Source organism: Nocardia sp. NBC_01009 (genome assembly GCF_045208035.1).
Taxonomy (GTDB): Bacteria; Actinomycetota; Actinomycetes; order Mycobacteriales; family Mycobacteriaceae; genus Nocardia.
Genome location: NZ_CP108695.1, coordinates 1,585,944 through 1,598,029 on the forward strand (window position 1 = coordinate 1,585,944; position 12,086 = coordinate 1,598,029).

Genomic DNA, 12,086 nt, shown 5'->3' on the forward strand with positions numbered 1-12,086 from the left:
CCGTGTAATCTGCGCTCGGCCATGCGTGATGAGGGAGGTGGCCTGGGTGCAGAGACGTGCCTTTTTCAAGGCGGCTGGTGCTGCTGCGTTGCTGGGTGCCGGGGGCACGGCGCTGAACGTCGGGACTGCCGTGGCGGATCCGGTCTGGCATGGGTTGTTCCGCACCTGGGTGCCGGAAATCTTTGCGCCACTTCCTGATCCGCCCGCACACTCGCCCGCGATCGTGATCGGATCCGGTTTCGGAGCTGCGGTCACCGCGTTGCGCCTTGCCGAAGCCGGGATCGCGAACACGGTGCTGGAGCGCGGCTCGCGCTGGCCGAACGATCCGTGGCGGGAGATCTTCACCAGCGACGACCTGCCGGACGGTCGCGGCTTCTGGCATCGCACCACCTTCACCGGTGTCACCAAGGTGCCGATGCAGTTCGCCAGATTCGGCGGCGTGCTCGACTGCACCGAGTACCCGGGCATCGATGTGTGGCGGGCGGCGGCCGTCGGTGGCGGTTCGGTGATCTTCACCGGCGCGATGGTCGCACCCGAACGCCGGTTCTTCGACCATGTCTTCGGTGGCACCGTCGACTACGGCGAGATGGACCGCGTCTACTACCCGCGGGTACGAGAGATGTTGCGGCTCAACCCGGTTCCCGCGGACCTGTACGGCTCGGCGCCCTTCACCCACTCCCGCGCCTGGGACGACCAGGTGCGCAGGGCCGGCTACCAGCCGATACCCAACGACTCGATTTTCAACTGGGACATCCTGCGCGGCGAACTCGCAGGCGGCACCCGCCCGTCGGCGATCGCGGCCCGCAGCAACCTCGGCAACTCCAACGGCGCGAAGTTCGACCTCAATCAGAACTACCTGCGGTACGCGCAGGGCACCGGCAAGTCCGCGGTGTTTCCGGGCCATCGGGTCGAGGCCATCGCGCAGGAGTCGGGCGGCCGGTATTCGGTCATCGTCGCCAAACTCGCGCCGACCGGCGAAGTGCTCGGCACCCGCACCCTCACCTGTGATCGGCTGTTCCTCGGCGCCGGCTCCATCGGCACCTCGGAACTGCTGGTTCGGGCTCAGGCCACCGGGACACTGCCGAATCTCAACGAACACATCGGCGACGGCTGGGGCAGCAACGGCGACGTTGTGCTCGCCCGTGGCGCAAGCGAACTGGCAGGGCTCGGTCAGGCGGTACCGAGCGTCAGCCGGATCCTCGACGAATCGGCGGTGCCGCTGACCCTCGAAAGTTGGTACATCCCCGGCATTCCGTTCGAGACCGGCGCGCTGGCCTCGCTCGGCATGGTGCTCGATCCGACGCGGGCTCGATTCGGTTACGACCGGGCGAGCAACCGCGTCGGGCTGTCCTGGCCGACCCGGAACCGGGACGAGACGGCGGCCGCCGCCCGCGCGGTCGACCAGCGCATCGCCGAACGATCCAATGCGCTGGTCCAATTCGGCGCCCTCGGGTACGACGCGAATGCGAATTTCACCGCCCACCCGCTGGGCGGCGCGGTGCTCGGCCTGGCCACCGACCGCAACGGCCGGGTGCACGGCCACCCCGGCCTGTACGTGATGGATGGCGCCGCCATTCCCGGCAGCACCGCAACGGTCAACCCGTCGCTCACCATCGCCGCGCTGGCCGAGCGGAACATCGAAGCGATCGTGCGCGCCGGGAAATAGCCGCTGCCATCGGCGGGTCTGCACCGAGAAGGTGATCAAGCCGTTGCACGTGTGGGGAGTGCGCTCGGCGGCGGCCGATTACTCTCGGCCGGGATCGTTCGGCGTCGAAGGGATTCCTCACGTGGCAGCTCCGACCACCGTCTCGGGTATCGACGAAGCGCCGGAGCCGGACCGCTTCTTTCGCAAGCCGCCCGCCCTGTGGAGCGACCTGGTGATGCTGGCGCTTGCCGTCGTCTCCGTGGCGCTGGTCTCCTGGGTGACCTTTTTCCCGGTTCCAGCACACACCTACCGGGTGATCGTGATCATCGACTACTCGGTGTGCGCGATTTTCGCCGCGGAGTTCCTGTGGCGCTGGCGCCGGGCGGGTTGGCCGTGGACCTACCCGTTCATCTATTGGTACGAGGTGCTGGGCATGATCCCGGTGACCAGCCCGTTCCTCCGCGGGTTCCGGTTGCTGCGGATCGTGGTGATCGCGGTCCGCGTCGGTCGCGTCGCGGACCGGGCGCTCGGCGATCGAGTAACCGCCGCGGTGGTGAACCGGTTCGTGAAGACAATCGTCGACGTCATCAAACGGCCGATGACCATCGCCGTCCTCGACGAGGTCGGGCATGTGCTGCGTTCGGGTCACTACACCCGCAATATCGCGGCGGCGTTGCAGGAGAACCGCGTCGAAATGGACGAGATGATCCTGGAGCTCATCAAGAAGGACCCGCAGGCCGGTCGGGTCCGCTACATCCCGTTCCACGACGACATCATTCGGCTGATCGCCGACACCACATTCCGCATCGTGTTCCAGGTGCTGGAGGATCCGCGGACCGACGAGCTGGTCTCGGACATGCTGCGCGAGAACATCGACCAGATCAGGACGGCCGTACACAACGGGGTGCGCGTCGAGCCGTCCGCCTACGGACCGTCACACCCCGAGGCGTCGGTGCGCCACCACCTCAGTCGTGTACCGCGTGCCTGATCTCGTCGCGCGGCTGCGCGTACCTGGTTGTCTCCCAGAGGATCAGCACAACGAGCACCGCGCACTGGATCGACAGTGACGCGAGCGCGGGCAATGCAGCCGCCAGTGGGATCAGCGCGAGCAGCGCCACCGCGGCCACCACGCGCACGACCGTGACCTTGCCCGTCGCATAGTGCTTGAACCCGACCAGTGCGAGCAGATACAGCACCACGCCGCCGTAGAGGCAGAACAGCGGGACTCCGTACAACGCGTCCTTCAGGGTGTGGTGCGATGCGTCGCCCACGTAGTAGAGGACTTTCTTCAAACCGAGCGACAACGCGATGATTCCCACGATCATCGGGAAATGCCAGAACGTGTAGCAATTCCGGGCGATCTTGATCTGGCGTTCGCCCTCGGCCTCGGCGAGCGCGTGTTCCACCGACAGTGCGGCGACATCGAAGTATGCCCACCACAGCAGCCCCGAGATACCGAGGCCGAGTAGGGCGCCGACCGCGATCGGCCACGAGATGGGCAGCCCGGCCACGCCGATACCGATGGAGACGATCGATTCGCCGAGCGCCACGATGATGATCAGCCCGTACCGCTCGGAAAAGTGACTGGCCGAATTCACCCGCCAGTCCTCACCTGCCAGGAATGTCCACAGCATGTCGCCCACGATCGCGGCAATCCACAGCCCGATCTGCACTGTGCCCGAGGTCGTCGCGGCAATCACCAACAGGCTGGTGCCGATCGCGATCGAACCTGTCCCCCATTTCATCGCCTGCCTGCGCAATTGTGGATCTTCCGCGCTGGCCAGCCGGAACATGACCAGGTGCACCAGCCGCACGACCAGGTACGCGATCGCGAAAACCAGTGGGCCGTACCAGCCGCCCTCCAGATCGCGGAACGCCTCGGGAATGGTGAGCGCCGCCAGGAACACCCCGCCCATGGCGACGAACATGGCTATCCGGGTGATGCCCTCGTCGGCGCGCAGGACATTGCCGAGCCAGGAGTACGCGATCCAGACCCACCACATCACCGCGAGCACCAGCGTCGCGCGCAGCAGGTTCTTGGCGCTGGTCTCCTCGGCGGCCAGGCCGGTCACCATGGTGAAGGCGAAGACGAGAACGAGGTCGAAGAACAACTCGAGCTGAGTTACCGAATCACCTTCGGAAACCTGCCGCAGCCGAATCCTTGTGGAACCGATCATGATGCACATGTTCGCACCTCTGTGCGACAGGTGCGCGCCGGATCCTGTGCGCGCAGGCTACTTGCTATCCGGCCTCGATCGTTTCGGTCTCCGAAAATCGCTCGGCGAAATCGATGAAGTTCGCCACCACCTCCTCATTCGAACGCCGCAGCGTCCGACTGACAAGGAGCCCGGGAACCGGAATCGGCAGATACAGCTCGACGTGATACCAGACGTCGGTGCCGTCCTTGCCATCGGAGATTTCGAACCAGCCCCCGCCCTTCACGCCACGTGTGCTGTCGGTGACCTCCCACGCGGACCGGCTGTCGGTCCAGTCGTATTCCAGAACCTGTAGATCCGAGCCGCCGATCAATTCCGCCTTGACGAACACCCGTCGCGGCCGGCCCTGGTCATCCCGGGAAGCGACGCGTGCATCGAGGTAGGAGTTCGACCATTCGGGAAGCGATTCGACCGCGGCCAGAGCATCCATCACCTGATCAGGGTCGGCATCGACGACGAATCGGATATCGGTTTTTGTGCGCATCCATACCTCCGCCCCCGCCCATTTACATCGGCGATTGTGCCCAGCGACACATACCGTCGTCAACTGTGTGGTCAGTGGCTGAGACCACCTCGGGTCGCCGCGGTATCGCGCATCACGCCGATGCCGACCGATCACCAACGGGGCTAACGAATTCCGGATTCGCGGTGGCGCCGAAAGACGAATTCGTCGGTCCAGCCGACTTGTCATCGGGGGATCGGTGCGTGCGGTGGCGGGGCATGGCCGATCGCTGTCCGGCCAGGCCGCGGGTGTTCGGGCCTGCTACTTCGACTCGATCACCGCGTCCGGTCCCGGGTAGACGAGCGACTCGTGCCCGTCGGTGAAGCGCACCAGGTAGGGCGGTCCGCCTTCGGGTCCGCGGACTTCGATGATCTCGCCGTGGCGGTCACCTTGGCCCACAACGTGCCCGTGTACCAGCAGTTGGTCTCCGACATTCGCCATCATTGCTCCATTATCGAATGCAAGTGATGCGCGTCACAAGCGCCGGTGTCAGTCCCCGCCCCCGATGATCCTTTCGACCGCGGCTTCGATCAATTCTTGGCTCTGTTCCTCGGTGAATACTTCCGGCAGCGTGAGCCGGTCCACGATCAGCCAGTTCAGTGCCAAATAGAGCAGCAGCACCGATTTCTCGTCGCCGGGCAACCCTGAGTCGAGGTGGTTGCGCACGTTGAAGTCGATGTCCGCGCGCACCCGTTCGGTGAGTACGGTGCGCAGTTCCGGCCGTCTGGTGGCCTCCAGTCGAAGCTCGAGCAGGGCCAGGTAGCCGGTGCGGAACGCCTCGATGCGTGAAACGACCTCCCGCATCAGCTCGGTGATGTTCGCGCGGGTCTTCGGCCCCTCGGTCAGCTTGGCCATGGTCGCCTCGCTCGGCTGTAGCCGCTCGTAGAACCGGCTACCGACCTGGGTCAGCAGGTCGTCGCGGTTGGCGAAGTAGTTCGATGCCGTCCCTGTGGGCACTCCCGCTTCCTTGTCCACCGCGCGGAAGGTCAGCCCACGTGCGCCTTCCTGCGCGAGCACCTCGATGGCCGCATCGATCAACGCTTGCCGTCGTTCCGGGTTGGTCCGCACTTGACACCACTCCATTCGTAGTACTACATTCACGCAATCACTTCAGGCAGAGTACAACGGATGGGGCGGTTTGGATATGCGAAAGCTTGTTTACTACGTCGCGGTTTCTCTCGACGGATACATCGCAGGTCCGGCGGGCGAGTACGACTTCTACCCGTTCGACGCCGAGATGGCGGCCTGGATCAACCAGCGGTACCCGGAGTTCGTCCCCACCTTTGCGCGCTCGCACTTCGACATGGCGCTCGACGAACCCGGCAAGCGTTGTGACGCGGTGCTGATGGGTCGCGGCTCCTATGAACCGGGCCTGGCCGCCGGTGCGACCAGCCCTTACGCACACATGAAGCAATACGTCGTTTCCAGCACGCTCGGCCGAATCGATGACCCGAAGGTAGAGCTGGTCGAGAGCGACCCGGTCGGCCTCGTGCAGCGATTGAAGAAGGAAGAAGGCGGCGATATCTGGCTCTGCGGCGGCGGCAAGCTCGCCGCGCAGCTGCTCGACGAGCTCGACGAATTGATCATCAAGAGTTACCCGGTCGTCGCGGGTGGCGGCATACCGGTCTTCGCCGGCGAGTTCCGCCCGACACTGTTCGCGCCGACGCAGCGCAAGGAATTCGGCAACGGTGCGCAGGTCACCTGGTTCACCAGGGCCTGACGACAATCCCGACTACTCCACAGAAAGCGGTACCGATATGCGAAAACTGGTCTACTTCGTCGGGATGTCCCTCGACGGTTACATCGCGGGCCCGAATGGTGAGATCGACTTCCTCCCAGTGCCGGAAGACATGCTGAGCTGGATTCGCACCGAGTATCCCGAGACGCTGCCCACCCATGCGCGCCCGCATCTGGGGTTGGCCGTGGATGAACCCAATCGCAAGTTCGACACCCTGGTGATGGGTCGCGGCACCTACGAGCCCGGCCTTGCCATCGGTGTGACCAGCCCGTACGCCCACATGCGGCAGTACGTGGTGTCGAGCACGCTGGGTCGGATCGACGACCCGGCGGTGGAACTGGTCGAGAGCGACCCGATCGGCCTGGTCCGCGCGCTGAAGCAAGAGGACGGTATGGACATCTGGCTCGCGGGCGGCGGCAAATTCGCGGCTGCCCTGCTCGACGAGATCGATGAGCTCGTCATCAAGGGCTATCCGGTGGTGGCGGGTACCGGCACACCCGCCTTCGCGGGCGAGTTCCGTCCGACGCTGTTCACGCCGACGCAGCGTCGCACCGTCAGCACCAATGGAACACAGGTCACGTGGCTGCGCCGGGCCTGATCGGCCGACGGCGGCACGATCGGGAAGCGCGGGTCGCGAATTGCGCTCCTGAACTCAGGCGCTGGTGAGGAAGGACAGGCGCACCTGGCGGTCCGGATTGTCGACATTGAGATCGACGAGGGCGACCGACTGCCAGGTGCCCAGCGTCAGCGCGCCGCCGATGACCGGAATGGTGGCGTAGGGCGGGATCAGCGCAGGCATGACGTGGGAGCGGCCGTGGCCGCGGGATCCGTGCGCGTGCCGCCAGCGGTCGTCGGCGGGTAGCAGGTCGCGCAATGCGGCGAGCAGGTCGTTATCGCTGCCCGCGCCGAGTTCGAGCACCGCGATTCCCGCGGTGGCGTGCGGCACGAAGACGTGCAGCAGACCGTCGCCGCCCGCCTCCCGCGCGAACTGCGCGCACTGCGGCGTGATGTCGTAGACGACTTCGCTGTGCCCCGTTGCCACCTCGAACACCGTGCTCTTCATGGTTTCCATCGTGCGGGTAGCCGCTGTGTCGCTCAACCGGACTCGCCGTACCGGTGCACTCGGCGCGCAGCCGCGACGCCGAAGCATTCGCCACCGTCTTCACTCCGGATGCGGACTACGTCACATTCCTCGGCACCCACACACGCCGGATGTGGTGGTCGTGCACGGCAAAGGCGTAGTGGTGAAGGGCCGCAAGCGACGCAACCGCCGCAACACCAAAGCCCAGACGACCGTGCTCGTTCGGCACGACGGCGAGTGGCTGATCGCGGCCTTCCAGAACACCGAGTATCGCTGGTTGCTGGAAACCCTTTCGGCCGAGTTCGATTCGCGAATGGCCCCTTCGATCCTCGTGAGCTGAGGAGGTACCGACAAATCCACTGGACCCGAGTCGGTAGTCTTGGTGGCTGTTAGCAGCTGATTGTCGATCTTGGAGGACCCTGTCGTGGCTCTCGTAGTTCAGAAGTACGGAGGATCCTCGGTAGCAACCGCCGAGCGCATCCGGCGCGTCGCTGAACGGATCGTGGAGACGAAGAAGCAGGGCCACGATGTGGTGGTCGTCTGCTCGGCGATGGGTGACACCACCGACGAACTGCTGGACCTGGCGCAGCAGGTGGCGCCCGCGCCGCCGGCCCGCGAAATGGACATGCTGCTCACCTCCGGTGAGCGGATCTCCAACGCGCTCGTCGCCATGGCCATCCATTCGCTCGGCGCCGAGGCGCGCTCGTTCACCGGCTCGCAGGCCGGCGTGATCACCACCGGCGCGCACGGCAACGCCAAAATCATCGACGTCACCCCGAGTCGGCTGCGCAGCGCGCTCGACGAAGGGCTGGTCGTGCTCGTCGCAGGCTTCCAGGGCGTCAGCCAGGACAGCAAGGACGTCACCACACTCGGCCGCGGCGGCTCCGACACCACCGCGGTCGCACTTGCCGCGGCGCTGGAGGCTGATGTCTGCGAGATCTACACCGATGTGGATGGCGTCTTCACCGCCGACCCGCGGATCGTGCCGGACGCCCAGCAGCTCGAGCAGGTCTCCTACGAGGAGATGCTGGAGCTCGCGGCCTGCGGCGCCAAAGTGCTGATGCTGCGCTGCGTGGAATACGCGCGCCGCTACAACGTCCCCGTGCATGTGCGCTCGTCCTACACCGACAAGCCGGGCACCTACGTTTACGGATCGATGGAGGACATCCCCTTGGAGAAAGCAATCCTCACGGGCGTCGCGCACGACCGCAGCGAGGCCAAGGTGACAGTGGTAGGACTGCCGGACGAGCCGGGCTACGCGGCCAAGGTCTTCCGGGCCATCGCCGATGCCGAGATCAACATCGACATGGTGTTGCAGAACATTTCCAAGATCGATACGGGCAAGACCGACATCACCTTCACCCTGCCGAAGACCGACGGTGCGCGTGCGGTGGAGATGCTGACCAAGCGTCAGGACGAAATCGGTTTCTCTCAGGTGCTGTACGACGACCACATCGGCAAGGTGTCGCTGGTCGGCGCGGGCATGAAGAGCCACCCCGGCGTGACGGCTACCTTCTGTGAGGCGCTGGCGAACGCGGGCGTGAACATCGACCTGATCTCCACCTCGGAAATCCGGATCTCGGTGTTGGTCCGGGATAGCGAACTGGACGAGGCGGTCAAGGTGCTGCACCGGGCCTTCGATCTCGGCGGCGACGAGGTCGCCGTGGTCCATGCGGGAACGGGGCGATAAGCCATGGGAGTTCGGGTAGGCGTCGTCGGCGCGACCGGTCAGGTCGGCGCTGTCATGCGAAAACTGCTGGAGGAGCGCAACTTCCCGGCCGACGAGATCCGGTTCTTCGCCTCGTCGCGCTCGGCGGGTAAGACGCTGCCGTGGCGCGGCGGCGAGATCGTCGTCGAGGACACCGAGACTGCTGATCCCTCCGGTCTCGATATCGCACTGTTCTCCGCGGGGGCGACTATGTCGCGCGTGCAGGCGCCGCGTTTCGCGGCGGCCGGGGTCACGGTCATCGACAATTCGTCGGCCTGGCGCAAGGATCCCGAGGTCCCGCTGGTCGTCAGCGAGGTGAACCCGGAGCAGACGCGCAATCTGGTCAAGGGCATCATCGCCAACCCGAACTGCACGACCATGGCGGCGATGCCGGTGCTCAAGCCGCTACACGATGTGGCAGGGCTGCAGCGCCTGATCGTTTCCAGCTACCAGGCGGTGTCCGGCAGCGGGCTCGCCGGGGTCGAGGAGCTGGCTTCCCAGGTGCGCGCCGTGGTCGGCGACGCCGAAAAGCTGGTGCACGACGGCAGTTCGGTGCAGTTCCCCGCGCCGAACAAGTACGTTGCGCCGATCGCTTTCGACGTGATCCCGCTCGCGGGCGCGCTCGTCGACGACGGTTCCGGCGAGACCGACGAGGATCAGAAGCTGCGCAACGAGAGCCGCAAGATCCTCGGCCTGCCCGAACTGCTCGTCAGCGGCACTTGCGTGCGTGTCCCGGTCTTCACCGGCCACTCGCTGTCGATCAATGCCGAATTCGCGGAACCGATTTCGGTGGAGCGCGCCAAGGAACTGCTGTCCAAGGCGCCGGGCGTCAAGCTTGTCGATGTGCCGACCCCACTGCAGGCTGCCGGCATCGACGAGTCCCTCGTCGGTCGCATCCGCCAGGATCCCGGTGTGCCGGAAGGTCGCGGTCTCGCCCTGTTCATCTCGGGCGACAACCTGCGAAAGGGCGCTGCCCTCAACACTATTCAGATCGCCGAGGTCCTGCTCGCCGACCGCTGAGTCCGGCAGGGCGCATCGAACCATCGAACGGCGCGGTGGTCCACAACGGGTGGACCACCGCGCCGTTCGACGTTCGTGCCGCATTCGGCGCGGTTCAGCGCCGCCGCAGGCCGTCGAACATGACCATGAAGCTGCGCCGGCGCTGATCATCGTTCGCGCCGGTGCTCTGCGCAGCGATGAAGGTGCCCTTGATGATTCGCATCAGGTCGTCGATATCGATATCGGTGCGGACTGCGCCGGATTGTTGGGCGCGCCGGAGTAATTCGGCGATCGCGCGGTTCATTTCGGCTACGGGTGCGAGGTGCTCGGGGGAGAGCTGTCCGCCGACGGCGTCGGCGAGGTCGCGTTTCAGACCACCGTCGGTCACCATCACGTCGAGGAAGTCGAAGAAGGCCCGGCCGGGGTCGTCGGCGGTGGACAGTTCGCGTGCGTGCGATGTCATGCGCTCGATGCGGTCCACGATCGCGGCTTCGAACAGGGCTTCCTTGGTTGGGAAGTGCCGGTAGACGGTGCCCGCGCCGACGCCGGCCCGGCGCGCGATCTCGTCCAGGGGCACCGAAAGACCTTCGGCCGCGAACGCCTCCTGGGCGGCAGCCAGCACGCGGTCGCGGTTGCGGCGCGCGTCGGCGCGCAGCGTACGCGGTTCCTGTTTCGGCGGATCGGTCACGAACGATGAGTTTACTGCCCCCATTGACAAACGGGGCGACCGTTCCGAATCATAAACGGGGTATACGTTCCGCTTATTTGGAGAGGTGTTTCATGGTGGAGTCTTCGGTGGAAAGCCCGCGCGAGCTGGTCGAGCGCTTGTTTGCGAGCCTGCCTGCGCGCGATGCCGACGCGTTCGTACAACTGCTCGCAGCCGATGTGGTGTTCGAGATACCCTTCGTCGTGCCCGGCATGCCGACTCGATTGGTCGGTCGCGAGGAGATCCGGGCCCATCTCACACAACGCTGGTCGAACCTCTCGGGCATCGAGGTGCACGACATTTATCCCGAGGTGCACGAGACCATCGATCCCGAGGTGATCCTGGTGGAGGCAGAGGTCGACATGACGGTGCCCGGCGCGCAGCGGGCTCGGGTCCGTACCTCTGTCAACGTCGTCCGGGTGCGTGACGGAAAGGTCGTGCTGTTCCGCGATTATATGGATACGGCTCGACTCGCCCGGCACACCGAGCGCTGATCGGGTGGCGGGCGGGCCGAAAATGGGCTCGCCCGCACGCCGTTTCGGTTGCTAGCCTCCGGTAATGGCAAACCCGCATGCTCAGGTGTACTTCGGCGACCGGATCGTTGCCGCCGACGCGGCATCGGTGAATGTCGCATCCTCGGCAGTTCTCTACGGCCTGAGTGTCTACACCGTGTTCCCGGTGCATGTGGATGGATCGGCGCGCACCGCTTTCCGGTTGGACGATCACTTCCGGCGGCTCGAAGAGTCCTGCAAGATCATCGGCATCGATCGTTTCGCCGCCGAGTGGGATTTCGTCAGGTTTCGGGCCGCCGTTGTCGAGCTGATCGAACGGAACGCGCCCGTCACCGATGTATTCGTGCGGGCGACAGTGCATGTCGTCGAGTCGATTCCGGGCACCAGGGTTCGTGGCTGCGCGATTCAGGTGAGCATGTTCGTCTATGACGCGGTGCCGATCGTCCCGCAGGACGGCATGCGGCTGAAATCCAGTCCGTGGCGGCGCATTCCGGATAATGCGATTCCTTCGCGCGCGAAAGTCAACGGCGCTTATGTGAATTCGGTGCTCGCCAAGCAGGATGCCATCGACAGCGGCTACGACGACTGCATCTTCCTCGACGGCAATGGCCATGTCTGCGAACTCAGTGCGGCCAACATTTTCCTGGTCCGCAATGGCACCCTCATCACCCCCGACGTGTCCTGCGACATCCTCGACGGCATCAACCGACGCACCATCCTCACCCTCGCCGCCGAGGACGGCATTCCGTTCGTCGAACGGACGGTAGATCTGACCGAGCTGTACATCGCCGACGAGGTTTTCGTCTCCGGCACGTCCGCGGGTGCGGCTCCGGTCACCGAGGTCGATGGCCGACTGATCGCCGATGGCCGCCCGGGACCGATCTCTCAGGCATTGCGCAAACGCCACGCGGCGGCACTGCGCACCGACGAACTGCACGGCTGGGTCACGAATCTGGCCGAGCCATCGGTCTAGCAGCCG

General features: G+C 65.3%; 15 protein-coding genes. 9 read left to right on the forward strand and 6 right to left on the reverse strand.

The features are described from left to right. Nucleotides 1-46: 46 nt before the first annotated feature. Nucleotides 47-1,666 carry a GMC oxidoreductase gene (locus OHA42_RS06855; RefSeq protein WP_406235490.1) on the forward strand — a complete coding sequence of 540 codons (1,620 nt, stop codon included), beginning with the start codon at nucleotides 47-49 and terminating at the stop codon, nucleotides 1,664-1,666. A gap of 121 nt (nucleotides 1,667-1,787) precedes the next feature. After that, nucleotides 1,788-2,633 (forward strand): ion transporter, encoded by an 846-nt coding sequence (locus OHA42_RS06860; protein ID WP_406235492.1) that lies wholly within the window; start codon nucleotides 1,788-1,790, stop codon nucleotides 2,631-2,633. Here OHA42_RS06860 and OHA42_RS06865 read toward each other — a convergent pair. From OHA42_RS06865 to OHA42_RS06880, 4 genes are all read right to left on the reverse strand, one after another. Then, nucleotides 2,611-3,822 (reverse strand): low temperature requirement protein A, encoded by a 1,212-nt coding sequence (locus OHA42_RS06865; protein WP_406235493.1) that lies wholly within the window; start codon nucleotides 3,820-3,822, stop codon nucleotides 2,611-2,613. The genes OHA42_RS06860 and OHA42_RS06865 overlap by 23 nt on opposite strands. Before the next feature lie 64 nt (nucleotides 3,823-3,886). After that, on the reverse strand, nucleotides 3,887-4,345 hold the full coding sequence (locus tag OHA42_RS06870) for an SRPBCC family protein (protein WP_328408307.1): 459 nt from the start codon (nucleotides 4,343-4,345) through the stop codon (nucleotides 3,887-3,889). 279 nt (nucleotides 4,346-4,624) lie between these two features. Further along, a complete protein-coding gene (locus OHA42_RS06875; protein ID WP_366528760.1) occupies nucleotides 4,625-4,807 on the reverse strand; it encodes a DUF1918 domain-containing protein in 183 nt (60 codons plus the stop codon). 45 nt (nucleotides 4,808-4,852) lie between these two features. After that, complete coding sequence (locus OHA42_RS06880) at nucleotides 4,853-5,446, reverse strand: TetR/AcrR family transcriptional regulator (protein ID WP_406235496.1); 594 nt, start codon at nucleotides 5,444-5,446, stop codon at nucleotides 4,853-4,855. Nucleotides 5,447-5,507: 61 nt separating this feature from the next. Here OHA42_RS06880 and OHA42_RS06885 point away from each other — a divergent pair, with 61 nt between their 5' ends. Both OHA42_RS06885 and OHA42_RS06890 read left to right on the forward strand, forming a co-directional pair. Continuing rightward, nucleotides 5,508-6,083: a dihydrofolate reductase family protein gene (locus OHA42_RS06885; protein WP_328408311.1), complete on the forward strand. Its 576-nt coding sequence runs from the start codon at nucleotides 5,508-5,510 to the stop codon at nucleotides 6,081-6,083. Between the two features lie 37 nt (nucleotides 6,084-6,120). Further along, a complete protein-coding gene (locus OHA42_RS06890) occupies nucleotides 6,121-6,699 on the forward strand; it encodes a dihydrofolate reductase family protein (protein WP_328408313.1) in 579 nt (192 codons plus the stop codon). 54 nt (nucleotides 6,700-6,753) lie between these two features. On the opposite strand, the gene OHA42_RS06895 is transcribed toward OHA42_RS06890, so the two are convergent. Further along, nucleotides 6,754-7,164, reverse strand: a complete 411-nt coding sequence (locus OHA42_RS06895) for a YjbQ family protein (protein WP_406235498.1) — start codon at nucleotides 7,162-7,164, stop codon at nucleotides 6,754-6,756. Between the two features lie 151 nt (nucleotides 7,165-7,315). On the opposite strand from OHA42_RS06895, the gene OHA42_RS06900 reads away from it, so the two are divergent. The 3 genes from OHA42_RS06900 to OHA42_RS06910 all read left to right on the forward strand — a co-directional run bounded on the left by OHA42_RS06900 (nucleotide 7,316) and on the right by OHA42_RS06910 (nucleotide 9,910). Further along, nucleotides 7,316-7,522: a hypothetical protein gene (locus tag OHA42_RS06900; protein WP_406235500.1), complete on the forward strand. Its 207-nt coding sequence runs from the start codon at nucleotides 7,316-7,318 to the stop codon at nucleotides 7,520-7,522. An 84-nt stretch (nucleotides 7,523-7,606) separates the two neighbouring features. Beyond that, complete coding sequence (locus OHA42_RS06905; protein WP_406235501.1) at nucleotides 7,607-8,872, forward strand: aspartate kinase; 1,266 nt, start codon at nucleotides 7,607-7,609, stop codon at nucleotides 8,870-8,872. A gap of 3 nt (nucleotides 8,873-8,875) precedes the next feature. Further along, the gene (locus tag OHA42_RS06910; protein ID WP_406235503.1) at nucleotides 8,876-9,910 is read left to right on the forward strand and encodes an aspartate-semialdehyde dehydrogenase; all 1,035 of its coding nucleotides are present in this window, start codon (nucleotides 8,876-8,878) and stop codon (nucleotides 9,908-9,910) included. A gap of 94 nt (nucleotides 9,911-10,004) precedes the next feature. Here OHA42_RS06910 and OHA42_RS06915 read toward each other — a convergent pair whose 3' ends face one another. After that, on the reverse strand, nucleotides 10,005-10,577 hold the full coding sequence (locus OHA42_RS06915) for a TetR/AcrR family transcriptional regulator (RefSeq protein ID WP_406235504.1): 573 nt from the start codon (nucleotides 10,575-10,577) through the stop codon (nucleotides 10,005-10,007). 92 nt (nucleotides 10,578-10,669) lie between these two features. Here OHA42_RS06915 and OHA42_RS06920 point away from each other — a divergent pair, with 92 nt between their 5' ends. Both OHA42_RS06920 and OHA42_RS06925 read left to right on the forward strand, forming a co-directional pair. Continuing rightward, complete coding sequence (locus OHA42_RS06920) at nucleotides 10,670-11,089, forward strand: nuclear transport factor 2 family protein (protein ID WP_406235506.1); 420 nt, start codon at nucleotides 10,670-10,672, stop codon at nucleotides 11,087-11,089. Nucleotides 11,090-11,153: 64 nt separating this feature from the next. Next, nucleotides 11,154-12,080: an aminotransferase class IV gene (locus tag OHA42_RS06925; RefSeq protein ID WP_406235508.1), complete on the forward strand. Its 927-nt coding sequence runs from the start codon at nucleotides 11,154-11,156 to the stop codon at nucleotides 12,078-12,080. The last annotated feature ends 6 nt before the right edge of the window (nucleotides 12,081-12,086 follow it).

Excerpts from the sequence above, each read along its gene's own strand:
- OHA42_RS06865 (WP_406235493.1), bottom strand. The coding sequence starts at position 3,822 with ATGATCGGTTCCACAAGGATTCGGCTGCGGCAGGTTTCCGAAGGTGAT.
- OHA42_RS06870 (WP_328408307.1), bottom strand. The coding sequence starts at position 4,345 with ATGCGCACAAAAACCGATATCCGATTCGTCGTCGATGCCGACCCTGAT.
- OHA42_RS06875 (WP_366528760.1), bottom strand. The coding sequence starts at position 4,807 with ATGATGGCGAATGTCGGAGACCAACTGCTGGTACACGGGCACGTTGTG.
- OHA42_RS06880 (WP_406235496.1), bottom strand. The coding sequence starts at position 5,446 with ATGGAGTGGTGTCAAGTGCGGACCAACCCGGAACGACGGCAAGCGTTG.
- OHA42_RS06885 (WP_328408311.1), top strand. The coding sequence starts at position 5,508 with ATGCGAAAGCTTGTTTACTACGTCGCGGTTTCTCTCGACGGATACATC.
- OHA42_RS06890 (WP_328408313.1), top strand. The coding sequence starts at position 6,121 with ATGCGAAAACTGGTCTACTTCGTCGGGATGTCCCTCGACGGTTACATC.
- OHA42_RS06895 (WP_406235498.1), bottom strand. The coding sequence starts at position 7,164 with ATGAAGAGCACGGTGTTCGAGGTGGCAACGGGGCACAGCGAAGTCGTC.
- OHA42_RS06910 (WP_406235503.1), top strand. The coding sequence starts at position 8,876 with ATGGGAGTTCGGGTAGGCGTCGTCGGCGCGACCGGTCAGGTCGGCGCT.
- OHA42_RS06920 (WP_406235506.1), top strand. The coding sequence starts at position 10,670 with ATGGTGGAGTCTTCGGTGGAAAGCCCGCGCGAGCTGGTCGAGCGCTTG.
- OHA42_RS06925 (WP_406235508.1), top strand. The coding sequence starts at position 11,154 with ATGGCAAACCCGCATGCTCAGGTGTACTTCGGCGACCGGATCGTTGCC.